A 21,245-nucleotide genomic window follows, 5' to 3' on the forward strand; every position below is an offset into this window, starting at 1 on the left:
TGGTGGGCGATACCGGTCTCGAACCAGTGACCCCCTCCTTGTAAGGGAGGTGCTCTCCCAACTGAGCTAATCGCCCTCGTCAGTTTAAGCATCACAACATAAGACACCGAAAAAAGTGGTGGGCGATACCGGTCTCGAACCAGTGACCCCCTCCTTGTAAGGGAGGTGCTCTCCCAACTGAGCTAATCGCCCTTATGTTGTGGAGTGGCATTATAAGTGTTATGGCATGACAGTCAACACATTTTTGCGCTATTTTGCCCGATCGACGTAAAAATAGGCATAAATTTCGATTTTTTATCGTGCATCGCGGCAAGTCATAGTACAATAATGCGCATTTATTCTTAGCTAAAATAAAGGCACTATAATGAAATCAGAATCCCTTTTTCCCTTAGATCCGAATGTGAAAGTACGCACCCGTTTCGCTCCCAGCCCGACCGGCTATTTACACGTCGGCGGCGCCAGAACCGCGCTGTATTCCTGGTTATACGCCAAACACAATCAGGGCGAATTCGTGCTGCGGATTGAAGATACGGATTTAGAGCGTTCCACCCCGCAAGCCACACAGGCGATTTTAGAAGGCATGGCATGGCTGAATCTGAGCTGGGAACACGGCCCTTATTATCAAACCAAACGTTTTGAGCGCTACAATCAGGTGATCGATCAAATGCTGGAACAAGGCCTTGCCTACCGCTGTTACTGTTCGAAAGAACGGCTGGAGGAATTGCGTCACAGTCAGGAACAGCACAAACAAAAACCGCGCTATGACCGCCATTGCCTGAATGATCACAGCCATTCACCGGATGAACCGCATGTAGTGCGGTTTAAAAATCCGACGGAAGGTTCCGTGGTATTTGAAGATGCGGTACGCGGACGGATTGAAATCAGCAACGGCGAACTGGACGATCTGATCATCCGCCGCACCGACGGCTCGCCGACTTATAACTTTTGCGTGGTGGTGGATGACTGGGATATGGGCATCACTCATGTGGTGCGCGGCGAAGATCATATTAATAACACCCCGCGCCAGATTAATATTCTGCAAGCGTTGGGCGCACCGATCCCGACTTATGCTCATGTTTCCATGATTCTCGGCGATGACGGTCAGAAACTATCCAAACGTCACGGCGCAGTCAGCGTCATGCAGTACCGTGACGACGGCTATTTGCCGGAAGCGCTGGTTAATTATCTGGTTCGTTTGGGCTGGGGACACGGCGATCAGGAAATTTTCAGCCGCGAAGAAATGATTGCCTTGTTCGATCTGCATTCCGTCAGTAAATCCGCCAGTGCGTTCAATACGGAAAAATTGCAATGGCTGAACCAGCATTACATGAAAACGCTGGATCCCGCCTATGTGGCGCAGCACCTCGCCTGGCACTATCAGGCACAGGGCATCGACACCACAAACGGCCCGGCGCTGGCGGATATCGTCACAATGCTGGCGGAACGCTGCAAAACCCTGAAAGAAATGGCTGCGGCAAGCCGCTATTTCTTTGAAGACTTCGACACTTTCGACGAAAGTGCGGTGAAAAAACACTTTAAATCCGCCGCCATTGCGCCGTTGGAAAAAGTGAAGGAAAAACTGACCGCACTTGAGCACTGGGATCTGCATGGCACCCACCAAGCCATTGAGCAAACCGCCGCCGAACTGGGCGTCGGCATGGGCAAAGTCGGTATGCCGCTGCGCGTAGCCGTAACCGGCGCCGGTCAATCGCCTTCCATGGATGTCACGCTGGTCGCCATCGGCCGCACGCGCACATTGGCGCGCATTCAGAACGCCATTGATTTTATTCGGGCGAAAAATGCTTAATATTTCGTCTGCCGGAAGAATATTCACGATTTTCTGTTGACAGGAAGGAGAGCGAAATTTATCATTAGCGCCACGAACAGAATGACGGGGATATAGCTCAGTTGGGAGAGCGCTTGAATGGCATTCAAGAGGTCGTCGGTTCGATCCCGATTATCTCCACCAAATCTTAGCCTTATCAATTGATAAGGCTTTTTATTGGCCGCACGGCCGATAACTCCGCCGCCCGATTTAACGCCCGCATCATTCCCGCCGGTTATTTTATGTAACATTTTAATCTAAAACCGAACTTGAATTTCCGCACATTATCGTGTTAAATCACCTCCAGTTAGATAGATTTCATCAGGTCAAAGATTTTATGTGCCAGCTACTCGGAATGAACTGTAATACCCCGACAGATATCGTGTTCTCTTTTGAAGGCTTCCGTCGCCGTGCGGGGTTGACGGATTGCCACTCGGACGGCTTCGGCATCGCCTTTTTCGAAGGCAAGGGCGTGCGCATTTTCCGTGACAATCATCCCGGTCATTCATCGCCTATCGCCGATTGCGTTAAGCAATACAACATTAAATCCTTAAATGTGATTGCGCATATCCGCAAAGCCACGCAGGGCGATGTGAATATCGAAAACACCCATCCGTTCATCCGCGAAATCTGGGGTGAAAACTGGGTATTCGCGCACAACGGCAACCTGAATACGCTGCCGGATATGTCGGAAAGTTTCTGCCAGCCAATCGGCTCCACCGATTCGGAAACCGCATTCTGCTATATGGCGGAACAGCTGAAAAACCGTTTTCGGAAAAAACCGACGGAAAAACAAATCTTTACCGCCATTCAGGAAATCAGCGCAGAATTATCCTCGCGCGGCACGTTTAACTTTATTCTGTCCAACGGCGAGTGGATGATCGCCCATTGCTCCACCAACCTGCATTATCTCATCCGTAAAGCGCCGTTCGGCACCGCACAGCGCATTGATGACGACAGTGTGATTGACTTCCGCGATTATGCCAAAGACGGCGATCAAATCGTGATTATCGCCACCTTCCCGATTACCAAAAACGAAGTCTGGACCAAAATGGAACACGGCGGCTTCGCGTTCTTTAAAGAAGGGGAAAAAGTGTATGAAATCCTCGGCACCCCGAAAGACGCCGTTGACGACGGCACTTTAGGCAAGCAAAAGGCGGCATAATCAGGCGAAAAACGGCGCGATCGCAGCGCCGTTGGTATTGTCGTTATATCTTTTCTTTATATCATCCGCTCCCCCGATTAAAACCCAATGTTAAATTCTGGTAAACAATCCGCCATGCTTTAGCCGGTTTTAAACTAAAAAATGAGATCCTTTTCACAAATCGGATATCTTTATTTGAAATATTTCTCCAATCAACATATTATTCCGCACCGAAACTCGGCGTATTTGCCAATATGCCGTTTCAGGCTGAAAACAACACATAAAAAACCAAAATAAACAAGAAATATGGGGATGTATATGGTTAACGATTCTTCCGTTAAATGGAACAAATTTGATTTACTTTGGGCGTTAAATTTATTCGGAACCGCGGTTGGCGCCGGGGTGTTATTTTTACCGATTAACGCCGGTATGGGCGGCTTCTGGCCATTAGTGGTGATGGCAATCTTAGTCGGCCCGATGACCTATTTTGCGCACCGGGCGCTGTCACGATTCGTCTTATCGTCTTCCGTTGAAGGCAGCGACATCACCGAAGTGGTGGAAGAACATTTCGGCAAAAACGCCGGTAAACTGATTACCCTGCTTTATTTCTTCGCCATTTTCCCGATTTTATTAATCTACGGCAACGGCATCACCAACACGGTGGATTCCTTTATCGTCAACCAAATGGGCTTAGCCTCGCCGAATCGCGTGGTATTGTCTTTCGTGCTGATTGCTTCGTTAATTTCGGTCATGTTAATGGGCGAAAAAATCATGCTGAAAATCACCGAGTTTCTGGTTTATCCGCTGGTGCTGATTTTATTCGTGCTGTCTATTTACCTGATTCCCGAATGGAATACCTCAATGCTGCACGAAATGCCGACCGCACAGGGTTTTATCACCACATTATGGATCACCATTCCGGTATTGGTATTCTCCTTTAACCACTCGCCGGCGATTTCCTCTTTCTCACAATCGCAGCAACGCCAATATAAAGAGCGGGCGATAACCGAAAAACATGCCGCGCACACGTTAAAAGGTACCGCCACGATTCTGCTGTTTTTCGTGATGTTCTTCGTGTTCAGCTGCGTGCTGACCTTAACCCCGGAAGAACTGGCGCTGGCTAAACAGCAAAATATCAGTATTCTGTCTTTCCTGGCCAATAAATTCGAGAACCCTTATATCTCTTATTTCGGTCCGTTGGTTGCGTTTTTAGCCATTACCAGTTCATTCTTCGGCCATTATTTAGGCGCCAAAGAAGGCTTGGAAGGGCTGTTTGTTAAAATGACCGACAATCACAAGATTAATCGCAAAAAACTCAATTATATGACCGCACTTTTCTTCCTGATTACCCTGTGGGGCGTGGCAATCGTCAATCCGAGTATTCTGGGATTAATCGAATCTTTCGGCGGGCCGATTATTGCCGCGATTCTGTTTATTATGCCGATGTACGCCATCCGTAAAATTCCGGCCATGCAGCGTTATCAGGGGCAGCTCAGCAATGTGTTTGTCACCGTGATGGGCATTATCGCGATTTCCGCCGTCATCTATGGCTTATTCTAAAAATTAATGTAAAATAACGCGCTTTTTTATCATAACAAAATAACCGGCCCTTTTCTGACCAAGGGCCTTTCATCAGTAGGCACAAAATGATTAGCGTTTTTGATATTTTCAAAATAGGCGTCGGGCCGTCCAGTTCGCACACCGTCGGGCCGATGAAAGCGGGAAAACAGTTTATCGACGATTTGATCGAGCAAAATCTGCTGGAACGCGTCAGCCATATCAAAGTCGATGTTTACGGTTCCTTATCCATGACCGGTCTGGGACACAATACGGATATCGCCATTATTATGGGGCTGGCGGGCTATCTGCCGCACGATGTGGATATCGATCTGATTCCGTCATTCATTTCCGAGGTAAAACGCACCGCACTTTTACCGCTGGCGCAAGGCAAAAAAACCGCGCAATTCGATTATGCGCAGGATATGAGATTCCATCAAACCTTTTTACCGCTGCACGAAAACGGTATGACGCTGACGGCGCTGGCGGGCGAAGCGCTGCTGTACCGCCAGACTTATTATTCTATCGGCGGCGGCTTTATCGTTGATGAGGCGCATTTTAACCAACCGGCGGAGCAACCGCTTGCCGTGCCGTATCCGTACAAAAACGCGGCGGATATTCTGCATCATTGCCGTGAAAGCGGCCTGTCGTTATCCAGCGTCATGCTGAAAAATGAAATCGCCCTGCATGGGAAAGCCGCCCTCAGCGAACACTTACAAGCGGTATGGCAAACCATGCACGCTTGTATCGAACACGGTATCCACACCGAAGGCGTGTTGCCGGGGCCGCTGAAAGTGGCACGCCGCGCCGCCACGCTGTATCGCACTTTGCAAGCCAATAACGGGCTGTCCAATGATCCGATGAAAATCATCGATTGGGTGAATATGTTCGCGCTTGCGGTCAATGAAGAAAACGCCGCCGGCGGGCGGGTGGTGACTGCGCCGACTAACGGTGCCTGCGGCATTGTGCCGGCGGTGCTGGCCTATTATGAGAAATTCATCTCTGCGTTAACGCCGGAAATCATCGAGCGTTACCTGCTGGCCTGCGGCATGATTGGCTCACTGTATAAAATGAACGCCTCTATTTCCGGCGCCGAAGTCGGCTGTCAGGGCGAAGTGGGCGTTGCCTGTTCAATGGCGGCGGCGGGCTTAACCGAAATTTTAGGCGGCAGTCCGGAACAGGTTTGCACCGCAGCGGAAATCGCCATGGAACACAATCTGGGGCTGACCTGCGATCCGGTCGGCGGCCAGGTACAGGTGCCTTGTATCGAACGCAACGCGATTGCCTCGGTAAAAGCCATCAATGCCAGCCGCATGGCTTTGCGCCGAACCACCATTCCGCGCGTTACGCTGGATAAGGTGATCGAAACCATGTACGAAACCGGTAAAGATATGAACGCGAAATACCGCGAAACCTCGCAGGGCGGCTTAGCCATTAAAGTGGTCTGCTCGTAACGCAACTCACCCCATACCGCATGGATGGGGTGATGTTTTCTACACCAAGCGTTTAAACCGCTTATTCGAACTCTAATTCCACCGCACTTTCGCCCAGCATATCCACCAGCGCCGCCAGCAGATCATCGGTCGGATTCACCGACCACTGCACGCCGAACCGCAGCAGCGCTCTGCCCTGCGGACTTTGATAATAAATATGCAGCGGTAAGCTGCCGCCGCTGTAAGGGGTGAGCGTTTGTTTGAATTTTTTCATAAACGGGGCGGTAATCTGTTCCTGCGACAAACTCAGCGCCAGACTTTTGGCATAGCGGCTGCGGGCTTCGTCCAGCGTCATCAGTTCGCGTACCGACATTTTCAGCCCCTGTGAAAAATCATCGAAACTCACCTGCCCCGACACGATAACCACGCTATCTTTCTGTAGCTTATCGCCAAAGCGTTCCAGCGCATCGGCAAACAACGTAATATCCAAACGTCCGGAACGGTCGTCCAGCGTCGCAATCCCCAGCCGATTGCCTTTTTTGGTCACCGCAAAGCGGGCATTGACGATCAGACCGCTGGCCATACTGATTTGTCCGCGATAATTCGGCACCAAATCTTTCAGACGGTTCGAACTGTAATGCGACAGTTCTTTCAGATAACGGCTGATCGGGTGGCTGCTTAAATACAGCCCGAGCGTTTCCCGTTCGCCGTCCAGAATTTGTTTTTCCGTCCAGCGCGGCGTATTGGCATAGGCGGTTTCCACATCTTCCGGACTTTCGGTCAGCACACCGAACATATCCGCCTGCCCGATCGCTTCGTCTTTGGCATGCTGATCGGAGGCGCGCAGCGCATCTTCCAGATTCTTCGACAGCGCGGCACGATGCGGCCCCAGCTTATCGAAGGCGCCCGACATAATCAGGCTTTCAAAGGTACGGCGATTGATTTTTTTCAAATCCACTCTGGCGCACAGATCAAATAAATCCTTGAAAATTCCGCCCTTGTTGCGCGCTTCCACCAAGGCTTCGATCGGCCCTTCGCCCACGCCTTTAATCGCCCCGATGCCGTACACGATTTCGCCGTTATCGTTCACACTGAAATGGTGCTTGCCGGTGTTAATATCCGGCGGCACCACGGTTAATCCCATGCGCAGACATTCATCATAAAAACCGACGATTTTATCGGTGTTATCCATTTCCGAGGTCATCACCGCCGCCATAAATTCCGCCGGATAATGGGCTTTCAGCCAGAGGGTTTGATAAGACACCAGCGCATAGGCGGCGGAGTGGGATTTATTAAAGCCGTAACCGGCGAATTTTTCCACCAAATCGAAAATTTTCATCGCCAGATCGCCGTCGATCCCGTTTTTGATTGCCCCCTCTTTAAACACGGAACGCTGTTTCGCCATTTCCTCCGGTTTTTTCTTACCCATGGCACGGCGCAGCAAATCCGCACCGCCCAGCGTGTAGCCCGCCAGAACCTGCGCAATCTGCATCACCTGTTCCTGATACAGAATAATGCCGTAGGTCGGCTCCAGAATCGGTTGCAGGGAAATATGCTGATATTCCGCATCGGGATAAGAAATTTCTTCCTCCCCGTGTTTGCGGCGGATAAAGTTATCCACCATGCCCGATTGTAACGGGCCGGGACGGAACAGCGCCACCAGCGCGATAATATCTTCGAAACAGTCCGGCTTCAGGCGTTTGATCAAATCTTTCATACCGCGCGATTCGAGCTGAAACACTGCGGTGGTTTCCGAATTCAGCAATAAATTGAAGGAAGCGGCATCATCCAGCGGAATGCGGTTAATATCCACCGGCGGCTTGCCCTCTTTCGCCTGACGGGCGTTGATCATATCCAGCGCCCATTTAATGATGGTCAGGGTACGCAAGCCCAAAAAGTCGAATTTCACCAGTCCGGCGTATTCCACGTCATTTTTATCGAAATGGGTCACCGGATGTTTGCCTTCGCTGTCGCAATACAACGGCGAAAAATCGGTGATCAGCGTCGGCGATATCACCACTCCGCCCGCATGCTTACCGGCGTTGCGCGTCACCCCTTCCAGCTTGCGCGCCATATCAATCAGCGCTTTAACCTCTTCGTCGCTGTCATAAATTTCCGGCAGGCGCGGTTCCACCTCAAAGGCTTTCGCCAGTGTCATACCGGGGTCTGGCGGCACCAGTTTGGAAATCCGATCGACAAAACCGTAAGGATGGCCGAGTACCCGCCCCACATCGCGAATTACCGCTTTGGCCGCCATCGTGCCGAAGGTAATAATCTGCGACACCGCACCGCGCCCATAGGTTTCCGCCACATGATCAATCACCCGGTCGCGGCCGTCCATACAGAAATCCACGTCGAAATCGGGCATGGACACGCGTTCCGGATTCAGAAAACGTTCAAACAGCAAGTCGAATTCCAGCGGATCCAAATCGGTGATTTTCAGCGCGTAAGCCACCAATGAGCCGGCGCCGGAACCGCGTCCCGGGCCGACGGGAATATCATTATCCTTCGACCATTGGATAAATTCCATCACGATCAGGAAATAACCGGGAAAGCCCATTTGGTTGATCACATCCAGCTCGATTTGCAGGCGCTGATCATATTCCGCCCGCCGCTGCGCCCGCTCCCGTTCGTCGGGAAACAGAAATTTCAACCGCTCTTCCAGACCGTCGCGGGATTTTTTAATCAGATAATCTTCCGTACTCAAATCGCCGGTGGGAAACTGCGGCAGAAAATATTCGCCCAGCCGAATGGTGACATTACAACGCTGCGCGATCAGCACGCTGTTAGCCAGCGCCGACGGAATATCGGCAAATAATTCGCACATTTCCTGTTCGGAACGGAAATATTGCTGTTCACTGTACAATTGCGGCCGTTTCGGATCGTCCAGCGTAAAGCTGTCATGAATGGCGACCCGGATTTCATGGGCTTCAAAATCCTCCGCCGCCAGAAAACACACATCGTTAGTCGCCACCACCGGCAACTGCCGCTGCTCCGCCAACGCCACCGCCGCCTGAATATAACGTTCTTCGTCGGCACGTCCGGTGCGGGTTAAGGTGAGATAAAAATGATCAGGGAAATACGCCTGATAAAAAGCCAGCGCGCTGTCGGTCTCGTCGGCGGCTTCTTTCAGCAATTTCTTGCCCACATCGCCGTTGCGTCCGCCGGACAGAATAATGATCCCGTCGCGGTGTTCAATCAGCCATTGCTGATCGATATAAGGCAAATCGCTGTAGCCCCGTTCATAGGCTTTGGACAGCAATAAGGTGATATTGTGATAACCGGTGTTGTTTTTCGCCAGCAAAGTGAGTTCGAACGGCTCATCGCCCATTAACTCGCTTTTTACCAGCACATCGGCGCCGATAATCGGTTTGATGCCGCTGGATAACGCTTCGCCGTAAAAACGCACCAGCCCGCAGAAATTGGTAAAATCGGTCAGCGCCATCGCCACCATCTGATGCTGCACACAGGTTTTTACTAACGGTTTGACTTTGGCAATACCATTAATCATGGAAAAATCACTGTGAACGCGCAGATGCACGAAACGGGGTTGCGACATAAAAAATCCTTCATTCAAGACCGAAAGTGCGGTCTATTTTAACGGGATTTTTCGGTCAGCGAAAGGATAAAAAATGCGGCGCCGAAAGCGCGGTTATCCTCACTCGGCGGCAATCGCCTGCGCACAGGCATAGGCGGAACTCCACGCCCACTGGAAATTATAACCGCCCAGCCAGCCGGTAACATCCAGCACTTCGCCGATAAAATACAGCCCCTTTACCGACATACATTCCATGCTTTTGGACGAAATCGCCGCACAATCCACTCCGCCCATCGTGACCTCCGCAGTGCGGTAGCCTTCGGTGCCGTTCGGCCGAACCTGCCAGCGATGAATCAGATTTGCCAGATTTTCGCACCGCACTTTGCTTAACTGCGCCAGCGCGCCGTCCTGCAACATACCGCGTTGCAGCCACAATTCCACCAGCTTATTCGGCAGCAGGCGGGATAACGCCGTTTTCAGCCGCATGTTCGGCGAACCGGCGCACAATGCCTGCAAATACGCGCAGATATCCTGCGCCGGCAGCAAATCGATACTCAGCCCTTCGCCCGGCTGCCAGTAATTGGAAATCTGCAATATCGCCGGTCCCGACAAACCGCGGTGAGTAAATAACAGATGATTGGTGAAGGCTTGACCGCAATGTGCCGTGACCGTCGCCGGCAGCGCAATGCCGGCAAGTGCGGTGTAAAATTTCTCCGTTTCCCGCCAGGTGAACGGCACCAGAGCGGCGCGCGGAGCCACCACCGGCAAGCCGAAATGTTCCGCCAGCTGATAACCGAAAGGGCTGGCGCCCAACCCCGGCATGGATAATCCGCCGCTGGCCACCACCAGATTTTGGCAATACCAGCGCTGTCCGTTCGCCAGCAGGGTAAAACGCCCCGGCGCGCCCGCACATGCCGCCGTTACCGCGTCAATCTGCCGGCGCAGAAAAATCGTCGCGCCATATTTTTCGCACTCCGCCGCCAGCATGGCCACGATATCCTGCGCACCGTTATCGCAAAACAACTGACCCAGTTCTTTTTCGTGATAAGGAATGCCGTACGCCTGTAGCATGGCGATAAAATCCCACTGGGTGAAACGCGCCAGCGCGGATTTCACAAAATGCGGATTGCGCGAAAGATAATGCTGCGGCGTCACCTCAAGATTGGTGAAATTACAAAATCCGCCGCCGGACATTAAAATTTTACGCCCGATTTTTTTACCGTTATCCAGCACCGTCACCTGCTTTCCCCGCTTCGCCAGCTGCCCGGCACAAAACAGGCCGGCGGCACCGGCGCCGATAATTAAGGTGTCGGAAAAATGTATGGTCATAAGCGCGTCCGTCTCACAGAAAAAAGGCGGCGCAATTGTAACAAGATCAGCCGCCTTTGCCTACTGTCAAAACCCGCCCGGCATTTTCACCACAGAAAACGGCAGGCTTGGCGCCTGCCGCGGCGGTTAAAAGTGCGGTCGTTTTTCAGTGTATTTTTCACGCGGCGTTCATCGCTATCCGTTCGCCTTGCGGTATTTGTCCAGTAAACGGATATTCACCTTCGCCAGCAAATCGCCGTTCAATTTATAATAGCGGAAATATACGAACAGCTTGACGGCATAGAAAACAATCGGCAATCCGATCATAATCACTTTCATGTAAAAAACGGTGGTTTCGCTTTGCGCCACATTCGGCACATAATCAATGGCGCTTAACAGCACGCCGATCAGAAACGCCGAAACCGCCGAGCCGGCTTTCACCACCATAGTCTGTACGGCGTAAGCGATACTTTCCGAACGAACGCCCAGTTTATATTCGCCGTAATCCACCGTATCCGCCACCATAATCACCTGCAATGTCCAGAACAGCGCGGTGCCGATATTCATCAGTACGCCGGCGACAATAATCAGGAAAATATTTTGGCTGTCGAAAATGCCCGCATAAGCCAGCGTCAGACAGCTTAACATCGGCGCAATGGAAGAAGTTGCCCATAGCACCCGGCGCGACAAAATTTTAGCCAGTCTGGAAAACAGGATAATCACCGCCAGATTGGCGACCCCGGCATAGGACATGTAATAAGGAAACAGCGCCTTATCGCCGGCAACATAGGTGAAATAATAAATGGCGAAAGCGGAAATGATATTGCTGGCGATGTTATAGCACAGCGCCATTACCAACAGGCTGGAAAGCTGATCATTGCGCGGAATCAGCGAAATCAACTGTTTCAGCGGCAATTTGGCGACGGGCTGGTCATTTTGCTGCTGATCGGAGGAATATTTTTCTTTCACATTCACTAAAGTAATCAGAGTAGAAACCATAAAGAATGCGATAATCACCAACGTAAACATACGAAAGCCGAAACTTTTATCCTCGCCGCCCACCGCATCCACAAACGGCAGACACACGCCGGCGGTGACAAAGCCGGCCAGACTGGCGAAAAAGCGCGGATAAGGCACCAGTTGTTCCCGCTCGCGCTGATCCAGCGTCAGGGTCGGCGTGAGCGACCAAAACGGAATATCCATCAGGGTATAAGTCATGCCCCATAAAATATAGGTGACCGCAATATAAATGATTAACCCCGTTCCGCTGAAATAATCGGCGCAGAACAGGGAAAACAGCACGATGGAATTTAATACCGTCCCGATCAGAATCCAGGGTTTGAACTTGCCCCAGCGGCTGCGGGTATTGTTGACAATCCAGCCCATAATCGGATCGTTCACCGCATCCCAGATGCGCGCCACCATAAAAATCGTGCCCACGGCCGCCGCCGAGACCCCGATCACATCGGTGTAATAATACATTAAATACATATACACGATACCGATGGCGAAATCCTTGCCGTAAGCACCGAGTCCGAAACTGATTTTGGTTTTCATGGATAAACTCATCACTCACTCCTTGCTATTCGGTGAAAATCATAGCGGCGGGATGCGCGCCGCTATGGGTTGAACTTAACGGTTAATCCATTGCGGCAACCAGTCTTTGTGGGCAATCAACAACTCATCCACCAGCGCATAAATCTCTTCCAGACTTAGCGCCGCGGCGGTATGCGGATCCAGCATGGCGGCATGATAAATCCGCTCGCGGTTTTCCGTTAATAACGCTTCCGTCGTAAGGCGTTGAACATTAATGTTAGTCTGCATTAATGCCGCCAGATGATTCGGAATCGCGCCCACTTTGGTCGGCGTAATGCCGTTGGCATCCACCAGACAGGCCACTTCGACGCAGCAATCGGACGGCAGATTATCAATTAAACCGGCATTTTTCACATTACCGTAAATCACGCTCGGTGTGCCGGTCCAGATTGAATTGATAATGATGCTGGCATATTCGCGCGACTCCGGCACGCTCAGGCTTTCCGCCTGTTGATAATCCGCCAGATCCTGCTTCCAGCGGGCGATTTGCTCGACACAGCGTTTCGGATATTCATCCAGCGGCACCTGATAACGTTCGATCAGATCCGGGCGGTTCGGCTTGATAAAATACGGGGTATATTCGGCAAAATGCTCTGAGGATTCGGTGACGAAATAGCCGAGTTTTTTCAGCATTTCATAGCGAATAATATTGTTACAGCGCGGGTTGTCCGCTCTCGGTTTCGGCGCACGTCCTGCGCCATAAGCCTCCAGCAGATCGGGGTAAATGCTGACATAACCGCCGTCCGGCAGTTTTTTCTCCAGATGCAGGTAAAATGCCATATGATTGATACCGGCGCACACATAACGCAGGTCATGATGATCCAAATCCAGATCGCGCGCCAGTTCTTCTGCGGTGCCCTGCACCGAATGGCATAAGCCGACCTGTTTGATCTGCGGGTATTTTTCAAACATCGCCCAGCTGTTCATCGCCATCGGATTCACATAATTCAGCATGGTGGCATTCGGGCAGACCTCCAGCATATCCTCGCAGATTTTCCATAAATGCGGCACCGTGCGCAGCGCCCGCATAATCCCGCCGACGCCCAGCGTATCGGCGATGGTTTGCTCCAGACCATATTTTTTACAGATCTCGAAATCCGTCACGGTGCAAGGTTCATAACCGCCGATCTGAAATGCCACAATCACGAAATCCGCATCACGCAGCGCCGCTTTCTGATCCGTATAGCATTCGATCGTACCGTTGGCGCCAACGGATTTCATCAGTTTTTCAATCACAAAATGCGATTCCGCCAGACGGGTTTCATCAATATCCATCAGTGCGATACGCGCCTGTTTTAAGGCGGGTTTATGAAACACATCGCCTAAAATATTTTTCACGAATACGGTGGAACCTGCGCCGATAAAGGTAATTTTCGGGGAATTCATAGCATTGCTCCTGTTTAAGTATGAAATAAACCGCTAACAAACGAAAAATCATTGTCGATAATCATCATGACACAGAACGACACCGGATTTCGTTTCGGATTTAACGGTAAAATTCCCGAAAACTCATTTTTATCGATCCAACAATCATAATCTGAGATTTCAGGAATTTTTAGATAAAAAATGCTATTTTTCTTTTCCCGCCGGTGTTACCCTTAAGGCGGTCAATCACAGTATTTTTGACGGAATTGCCGTTCGGTGTGGCGGCAAACAGCCCGTAAAACAAGCCAAAGTGCGGTGGAATTTATGCCCGAAATTAACCTTGCAGCAACCCACGCCGATAAGACGATATACGGTAAGAAAATCGTCAGTCCGCTGTCCCTGTATTCGGATCGGCAATCACTCAATGTGGAATTACAGCAGCCGCCGAACGTGATGGACGGTTATCACTGGCACGGTCATATGGAAATCAATATTCCGTTCGACGGCGATGTGGCATATATGTTTAACGGTCGGCACGTCACTCTAACCGCCGGGCATATCGCCTTATTCTGGGCGTCGGTGCCGCATCGGGTAGTGAATTGCAAAAACTGCCGCACTATGGCGGTGCTGGATATTCCGGTGCATTTGCTGCTGTCATGGCCGCTGCCGCATAAACTGATCAACCAACTGACGCACGGCATTGTGATCCAATCGGCGCAGCCTGATCTGGTGAGCGAATTTGAAGTACGGCGCTGGGAAAATGAACTGCAATCCGATAATCTGAACCGCCAGCAGCTGGTTTATGATGAAATCCAGCTGATGATCAAACGCCTCAGTCTGGACGGCTGGACGCTGCTGCTGGAAAACGTTTATCATCTGAATCAGCATGTCAAATCCTCCCGCCACGGGCAGCATTATGTCAGCCTGATGCTGGATCATATCGCCAATCATCACAGCATGCCGTTGACGGTCGCCGATGTGGCGAATGCGGTCGGGCTGAACGCCAACTACGCCATGGGACTGTTTCAAAGCGTGATGCAGCTGACGATTAAGCAATATATTACGATGATGAAAATCAACCACGCCAAAGCGCTGTTAAGCGAAACGGACAAAACCATGCTGGATATTTCACTGACGGCCGGTTTTAATGCCATCAGCCGTTTTTACGACAATTTTCAGAAATATACCGGCACCTCGCCGCAAAATTACCGTAAACGGGTTCGCGCCAATGACAGCATTATCGGCACAAACAACCGTTAAGCGCACGCCGGCTTTATTGCCGTCCCTGCCGCAGCATTTCCGCCATTTGCATACGCTGAATAATGGCGCGCCGATCCACATCCGCTTTACCGCTGTCGAGAATCTGCTGCCATAAATTCAGCGCCTGCGTATAATCCGCATGCAAAAACGCCTCGCCCGCCAGCAGCGATAAACTGGCGGTCTCTGCCGGCTCCTGCCGTAACGCGCTGTCCAGTAAACGACGAACGCGCGGCGTAATCTGCTGTCCGGCCTGATAATACAGCGCGGTTGCCGCCAATCCCAGAATCGGCGCTTTGCTGCCACTGAGTTTTTCCGCATTGCCGTAAGCGGTTAGGGCGTTGTCGAACTGATTATTCAGCATATAAGCCTGCCCCAGTTCAAGCCATTGCTGCGCATCATTCGGATCACGGCGCAACCGGTTTTGGATCGCGGCGATATAATCCGCGTTTTTTTCCGCCGCACCGGTCTCCGCCAAACGCAGCTGCTCGGCGCGAACCGCCCGTTCGCCCTGTAAAACCGTCGTGAAACGATCCAGGGTAAAATAGCTGCCGACTGGTAACAGAATCAAAAGCGCCAGCAGCAAACATTTAAGCCGAAAACCGACCGCACTTTTTAGCCCGTCCGCCGGTATGGCAAAGTGCGGTTGATTTTCCATCAGTTTTTCATCCGCCAGTAAACGCTGCGCAAACTCATCGGCAAGTTCGCTGTCCGTACAGCTTGCCGCCTGTTGCTGATACAGGGCGATATTCTGCCGGCGACGATAATTTTGCCGCCAGTTTATGTGGGCGTTCAGCGGTGCAAAAATCAGCAGCGCCGGCAAGATAAAAATCAGGATACCGAGAAAAAATATTGTCATTCGTCATTCCGTTTTTGCAATAAGCGTTTTAGTGCCTGCCGCTGTGCATCGTCCAGCGGTTCACGGCGTGCCTGCATACCGCCGGCATAACGCCACACGGCAGCCGCGCCCGCCAACAGCAACACGAAAGGCAAGCCCCATAATGCCGCAGTCGTCCATTTAAACGGGGGATTGTAGCGCACAAAATCGCCGAAACGTTCGGTCATCCGCGCGACAATCTGCTGATCGGATTGCCCGTCGTCCACCATGCGATAAACTTCAAGGCGCAAGTCATAGGCAATCGGCGAATTGGATTCCACCAGATTCTGATTCTGACACTGCGGGCAGCGCAACGATTTTGCCAACGCCACCGCTCGCTGGCGATCCTCGCTGTTTTTAAACTGATAGGTATCCACCATTTCGGCGCGCAGCGCCACGCTCAGAACTAACAGCAGCAGCCAAATACAGTGTTTCACGGTTTGTCCTCCGTTAATGCGGTGATAAGCGGCATAAATTCCTGCTGCCAGACCTGCTCATTCAATACGCCGGCATAGCGATAACGGATAATACCATGCGCATCCAGCAGATAGGTTTCCGGCGCGCCGTCCACGCCGAGCTTCAGCGCCAGCACGCCTTTGCTGTCATCAATCACCAAAAGAAAAGGGTTGCCGCGTTTAGCCAGCATATCCAGCGCACTTTGTCGGTTATCGCGGTAATTCAGACCGACGATTTTTACCCCCTGCTGCGCCAGCCCCATTAAAAACGGGTGTTCCTGCTGACAATATACGCACCAGCTGCCCCACACGTTCAGCACAAAAATGCCCGCCGGCAGATTGCGGTTATTCAGTGTGTTTGCGCTCTCGAACAGGTCGGGCTGATAAAATTCCGGTATCGGTTTGCCGATTAACGCCGAGGCGATTTTTTTCGGATCCTGCTGTAAGCCGGACAGCAGTAAGCCGCACAATGCGAGAATCAGCAATAAGGGGACAGACAGCAGAATTTTTTTATACATCGCCTTGCTTCCTTAAGCCTAATGCGCCGCACAATGCGCCCAGCGCCATTAATATGCCGCCCAGCCACAGCCAGCGCACAAACGGTTTGTAATGCAGACGGAAGGTAAACTCGCCACGGCCGGTTTTATCGCCCATCACGATATACAGATCACCCAGCCAGCCGGATTGCAGCCCCACTTCCGACATAGTCATGCCACGCACGTCATAATAGCGGCGTTCGGGATAAAGTGCGGTGATTTTTTTGCCGTTTTTGAAAATATCAAAATGCGCTTTCTCGCTGGTATAATTCGGCCCCAGTTCATTGCTGAAACCGAGGTAACGGAATTCGTAACCGCTTAGCTGCCGGCTTTGCTGCGGCGCCAGACGAACGCCGATTTCGCTACCGAAATAACCCGACATCACCGCGCCTATCACCGTTACCGCCACGCCGCCGTGAGCAAACAACACGGCACAGCGTTTGAAAGTCGGTTTATAACGCAATGTGCAGCATGCGGTCAGCAGCAGCCAGATCGCAAGGCTCAGCAACAACCATGCCAGCATATTAAAATGCAGGCTTGCTTCCTGCCGCAGCGTCAATTCAATCAGCAGATACGCCAAGCCAAAGGCCGGCAGCGACAATACGGCATATTTTCTCGGCAGCGGGCGGCGGATGTGTTTCCACTCCGTTGCCGGCACAAACAGCATCATCACCAGCAGCACCACGAACAGCGGCAAAAACACGGTGTTAAAATAAGGCGCGCCGACGGAAATCGATCCCCAGCCCAGCGTGCTGAACAGCAGCGGGTAAAAGGTGCCGAGAAAGACGCTGACGGTGGCGATGCTGAAAAACAGATTTGCCGCCAGCATGGCGCTTTCCCGCGAAAACAGGGAAAAACGCACCGCACTTGCCGGCGCTTTCGCTTTCAAAGCGAAGACGCTCAACGCACCGACGCTGAGCAGAAAGAACAAAATCAGCAGTGCCGCACCGCGCTGATTATCCATCGCAAAGGCATGCACCGAAGTCAGTACACCGGAGCGGATAATAAAGGTACCCAACAGGCTGAAAGCAAAACTGAACAGAGAAAATAAGATCGTCCAGTAGGAAAAAATCCCGCGTTGTTGCGTTACCGACAGGCTGTGTAATAACGCCAATCCCAGCAGCCACGGCATCAGGGAGGCGTTTTCCGCCGGATCCCAGAACCACCAGCCGCCCCAGCCCAGTTCGTAATACGCCCACCAGGCGCCCAGCATGATGCCTAAGGTCAAAAACAGCCAGGCCACCAATACCCACGGGCGCATCCAGCGGGCGATTGCCGCATCCAAATGCCCACTCACCAATGCCGCCAAGGTTAAGGCGAAATTGACCGCAAACCCGACATAACCGAGGTAAAGCAAAGGCGGATGGAAAATTAATCCGATATCCTGCAGCATCGGATTTAAATCGCGTCCCTCCGGCGGTGGCGGGAACAATCGCAGAAACGGATCGGAAAAAAACAGGATAAATACCGTCAAACCGAGACTGACAAGCCCCAGCAAAGATAAGGTGCGGGCGGCGAGAAGCGGGTCGATTTTACGGCTGAAAAAGGCAAACGCACTCATCCATAGGCTCAATGAAAACAGCCAGAACAGCATCGAGCCTTCATGGCCGCCCCAAGTGGCCGCAAGTTTAAACAAAAGCGGCAATTGGGAATTGGCATGCGCCGCCACATACTGCACGGAAAAATCGTCGGTGGCAAAGGCATAGGCCAGCAACGCAATGGAAAGTGCGGTGAAAACGGCGAATAAATAGGTGAAATGCCAGGCAAGCCGGACTAAACCCGGCTGACGGCGAATGATGCCGATTTGCGGTATGACAGCGAGCAATACCGAACAGGTCAACGCAATAAGTAAAGCAAGAAAGCCGAGTTCCGGGAGCATCATGTTGTATAAAAGTTTAATTAAAACGCATAACCGTCGTGATGACATCACGCGGCAAACTATGTTGATTAAGGGAGCGGATTAATGACATATCGGGCGGACACAATGGCCCGCCCGACGTCGTCTTTTATCCTGTCAAATGACTGTGTCAGGCCAGCGTCATTTGCCCTGCGTACAGGACAAAATAGCGCAGACAAAGCACGCCGACTAATCCCAGCACCGCAACTAGCAGCATAAAACCTTTGCGGTGTTTCACGCTGTCTTTCGCCACGGCGTTAAGCAGCAATGGTAACACAATACCGATGCCGACGACACCAATCCAGAACACATTTGCCCAGAAACCGCCTAAAAGTGCGGTCTGAAATGCAACGGTTTTCTGACCGCCGCCGAGATATAATCCGACAAAAAAGGCGAACAGCAAGAAAGCTTCAATTAACACTACCGGCAATTCAAATTTATGCAGGAAGGCAATGGAGGCCGAATGCGTGCTTTCTTTGGTAAACAGCAGCGTACATACAATCAGCGCCGCAATCCCTGATGAAGTACCGGACGCCAAAAATAATGCCGGCAAAACCGGGTTATTCAGCATCGGGTAGCTGACCAGCGCGGAAAGCAGGAAGCCGGTATAAGCGCCGAGGGCGACACTTAAGATCAGCGTAATGATTTCAATCGGGCCGGTAAATTTGGCGATGAAATCAATGGTTTTTTCCGCAAAATCGGTCAATTTCGGGATAAAACGCTTAACCAGATTCAACACCCAGAATTTGAAAATAACCGCCAGCCATAGGATCAAAAACAGCATGTACACCTGGAATAACATCACCCCCATGGACATAATCGAGGTGTGGTGATAGTTAAACATTAAATACCAGAATGTCCAGGGTTTGGTTAAATGGAAAATCAATAACAACAAACCGAGGATAATGCTCACCGGCGCCAGCCACGCATTACAGCGCAGTACATTGTTTTCTTCCGGCCGCTCTCCGGCAAGGCCGCTGCGTTTGAGCAATACGGCCAGCATTGTGGCACCGGCGGAAATCCCCAATAAAAAGAGATAAACGGCAATCGGACCGTCCCATACCAGAGACGGAAAATGAAACGGACTATTCATCGTCTAATCTCCCCCGGACGTGCCGGCACATGATAGAGATTCGGATCAGTGCCGAGCTCTACTTTCGTGCGGTAAACTTGTTTCTCTTTCAGTTTTAAGGAAATGGCGCTGTGCGGATCATTGGTATCGCCGAAGGTCAGCGCCTTGGTCGGACAGGCCTCCACACAGGCCGGTTGTTTGCCTTTCGCCAGATTGGTATCGCGGCAGAAGTTACACTTATCGGCCGATTTATACACCGGGTGAATAAAACGTACGCGATACGGGCAGACGGCAATACAATACTGGCAACCGACGCACAGATCCTTATTCACATCCACGATTCCGGTCGCTGCATCAATATAAGAGGCGCCCGTCGGACAAACCGCAACACAAGGCGCATTCGTGCAATGCTGACAGGAATGGCGGAAAAATTCATATTTCACATCGGGAAATTCACCATAAGGCTTGCTGCGAATAATTTCCAGACGCGAAACCCCTTGCGGCACCTGATTCGTCTCACGGCAAGCGTCCATACAGGCCGTGCAACCGATACACGCGCTTTCATCGTGTAGCATTGCATAGCGGATTGGCTGCTTTTCCGTTGGACTTTGTGCCGCCGATTTCATTGTTGTTCCCGTCATCAGGATTAACGCTCCCATGCCGGAAACAAAACTACGGCGTGAGCAAGCTGTCATTTTTTATCCTTTTGTTCGGTGGCTGGGTCTTCGGTTTTCAACTGTTGTGCTTTACGTTTCTGCTGTTCGCCATGGCAATCCACACACAGTTTCACCTGTTCTTTCGGCGCGATGCCCTTCATTTTATCCTTTTCCGGATGTAGCGTATGGCAGCTGGCACAAGGCAGTTTCATCGCGTGAACATCATGCGCCCACAGTTTTTCGCGCAGTTTTTCCGGCTGATGGCAGGAAAAACAAACTTTATTTTGTTCCTGCACCGAATACATCGGCGGTTCGTCACTGAAAATATTGCCGTCAAAGCGCATCACATCTTTCGCACCGCGCCGGTGATCTTCGGAAATATTGCCGTGACAGCTGACGCAGGTAATCGGTTTTCCGGTACTCGGGTTGGTTTTGGATAAATGCAGACCGTGGAATTTACCGAAGTGTAAATCGCCGCCGGATTGCTCGTCATTGGCGTCCAGTTTATGACATTTGGCGCAATATTCATTCGGGTTGCGCTGATTTTCCAGCGTCGGCTCATAGCTAAGCTTATTGTCCGGCGCCGTTTGTGCCGCTGCAGGCAAGGTCAGCATCATCGCCCCCGCTATCGCCGCAACGGTCATCATTTTTTTTAATACAGAGTTCATGTTCATTACCTCAATTCGTTGCTCGGCTAAACCGCACTTAGGTTAATAAGTGCGGTCATAT

The 21,245-nt window shown here is 51.4% G+C and carries 16 protein-coding genes and 3 tRNA genes; 6 read left to right on the plus strand and 13 right to left on the minus strand.

Features of this window, described 5'->3' with window-relative positions; genetic code table 11:
• Positions 1-76: transfer RNA gene (locus ACESOH_RS09430), tRNA-Val, on the minus strand.
• A gap of 40 nt (positions 77-116) precedes the next feature.
• Positions 117-192: transfer RNA gene (locus ACESOH_RS09435), tRNA-Val, on the minus strand.
• A 172-nt stretch (positions 193-364) separates the two neighbouring features.
• Here ACESOH_RS09435 and gltX point away from each other — a divergent pair.
• The 5 genes from gltX to ACESOH_RS09460 all read left to right on the plus strand — a co-directional run bounded on the left by gltX (position 365) and on the right by ACESOH_RS09460 (position 5,980).
• Positions 365-1,807: a glutamate--tRNA ligase gene (gene gltX, locus ACESOH_RS09440; protein WP_373100924.1), complete on the plus strand. Its 1,443-nt coding sequence runs from the start codon at positions 365-367 to the stop codon at positions 1,805-1,807.
• Between the two features lie 86 nt (positions 1,808-1,893).
• Positions 1,894-1,969, plus strand: a tRNA-Ala gene (locus tag ACESOH_RS09445).
• A 193-nt stretch (positions 1,970-2,162) separates the two neighbouring features.
• Positions 2,163-2,990, plus strand: coding sequence for a class II glutamine amidotransferase (locus tag ACESOH_RS09450; RefSeq protein WP_032094001.1), 828 nt, complete (start codon positions 2,163-2,165; stop codon positions 2,988-2,990).
• Positions 2,991-3,287: 297 nt separating this feature from the next.
• On the plus strand, positions 3,288-4,529 hold the full coding sequence (locus ACESOH_RS09455) for a serine/threonine transporter (RefSeq protein WP_373100925.1): 1,242 nt from the start codon (positions 3,288-3,290) through the stop codon (positions 4,527-4,529).
• 86 nt (positions 4,530-4,615) lie between these two features.
• Positions 4,616-5,980 (plus strand): L-serine ammonia-lyase, encoded by a 1,365-nt coding sequence (locus tag ACESOH_RS09460; protein ID WP_373100926.1) that lies wholly within the window; start codon positions 4,616-4,618, stop codon positions 5,978-5,980.
• Between the two features lie 61 nt (positions 5,981-6,041).
• On the opposite strand, the gene dnaE is transcribed toward ACESOH_RS09460, so the two are convergent.
• The 4 genes from dnaE to ACESOH_RS09480 form a co-directional block, all read right to left on the minus strand.
• Entirely contained in the window at positions 6,042-9,518 is a 3,477-nt protein-coding gene (dnaE, locus tag ACESOH_RS09465) for a DNA polymerase III subunit alpha (protein WP_373100927.1), read from the minus strand.
• A 99-nt stretch (positions 9,519-9,617) separates the two neighbouring features.
• Entirely contained in the window at positions 9,618-10,826 is a 1,209-nt protein-coding gene (locus ACESOH_RS09470) for a BaiN/RdsA family NAD(P)/FAD-dependent oxidoreductase (protein WP_373100928.1), read from the minus strand.
• Between the two features lie 174 nt (positions 10,827-11,000).
• Entirely contained in the window at positions 11,001-12,374 is a 1,374-nt protein-coding gene (melB, locus tag ACESOH_RS09475; RefSeq protein ID WP_032094005.1) for a melibiose:sodium transporter MelB, read from the minus strand.
• Positions 12,375-12,437: 63 nt separating this feature from the next.
• Positions 12,438-13,787, minus strand: coding sequence for an alpha-glucosidase/alpha-galactosidase (locus ACESOH_RS09480; RefSeq protein ID WP_373100929.1), 1,350 nt, complete (start codon positions 13,785-13,787; stop codon positions 12,438-12,440).
• Positions 13,788-14,090: 303 nt separating this feature from the next.
• On the opposite strand from ACESOH_RS09480, the gene melR reads away from it, so the two are divergent.
• Positions 14,091-15,026, plus strand: a complete 936-nt coding sequence (gene melR / locus ACESOH_RS09485) for a transcriptional regulator MelR (RefSeq protein WP_373100930.1) — start codon at positions 14,091-14,093, stop codon at positions 15,024-15,026.
• Positions 15,027-15,039: 13 nt separating this feature from the next.
• Here melR and ACESOH_RS09490 read toward each other — a convergent pair whose 3' ends face one another.
• The 7 genes from ACESOH_RS09490 to nrfB form a co-directional block, all read right to left on the minus strand.
• Positions 15,040-15,882 (minus strand): TPR domain-containing protein, encoded by an 843-nt coding sequence (locus ACESOH_RS09490; RefSeq protein WP_373100931.1) that lies wholly within the window; start codon positions 15,880-15,882, stop codon positions 15,040-15,042.
• Complete coding sequence (gene nrfF, locus ACESOH_RS09495; RefSeq protein ID WP_373101022.1) at positions 15,879-16,280, minus strand: heme lyase NrfEFG subunit NrfF; 402 nt, start codon at positions 16,278-16,280, stop codon at positions 15,879-15,881. Before nrfF ends, ACESOH_RS09490 begins: the two co-directional genes overlap by 4 nt.
• Positions 16,281-16,333: 53 nt before the next feature.
• Positions 16,334-16,873, minus strand: a complete 540-nt coding sequence (locus tag ACESOH_RS09500; RefSeq protein WP_373100932.1) for a DsbE family thiol:disulfide interchange protein — start codon at positions 16,871-16,873, stop codon at positions 16,334-16,336.
• Positions 16,866-18,770 carry a heme lyase NrfEFG subunit NrfE gene (nrfE, locus tag ACESOH_RS09505; protein ID WP_373101023.1) on the minus strand — a complete coding sequence of 635 codons (1,905 nt, stop codon included), beginning with the start codon at positions 18,768-18,770 and terminating at the stop codon, positions 16,866-16,868. The genes ACESOH_RS09500 and nrfE overlap by 8 nt, the downstream gene beginning before the upstream one ends.
• Before the next feature lie 148 nt (positions 18,771-18,918).
• Entirely contained in the window at positions 18,919-19,881 is a 963-nt protein-coding gene (nrfD, locus tag ACESOH_RS09510; RefSeq protein ID WP_373100933.1) for a cytochrome c nitrite reductase subunit NrfD, read from the minus strand.
• Positions 19,878-20,555 (minus strand): cytochrome c nitrite reductase Fe-S protein, encoded by a 678-nt coding sequence (nrfC, locus tag ACESOH_RS09515; RefSeq protein ID WP_032094011.1) that lies wholly within the window; start codon positions 20,553-20,555, stop codon positions 19,878-19,880. The genes nrfD and nrfC overlap by 4 nt, the downstream gene beginning before the upstream one ends.
• Complete coding sequence (gene nrfB / locus ACESOH_RS09520) at positions 20,552-21,190, minus strand: cytochrome c nitrite reductase pentaheme subunit (RefSeq protein WP_032094012.1); 639 nt, start codon at positions 21,188-21,190, stop codon at positions 20,552-20,554. The genes nrfC and nrfB overlap by 4 nt, the downstream gene beginning before the upstream one ends.
• Positions 21,191-21,245: the final 55 nt, after the last annotated feature.

The sequence above is a fragment of the Necropsobacter rosorum genome (assembly GCF_964241405.1).
Taxonomy (GTDB): domain Bacteria; phylum Pseudomonadota; class Gammaproteobacteria; order Enterobacterales; family Pasteurellaceae; genus Necropsobacter; species Necropsobacter rosorum.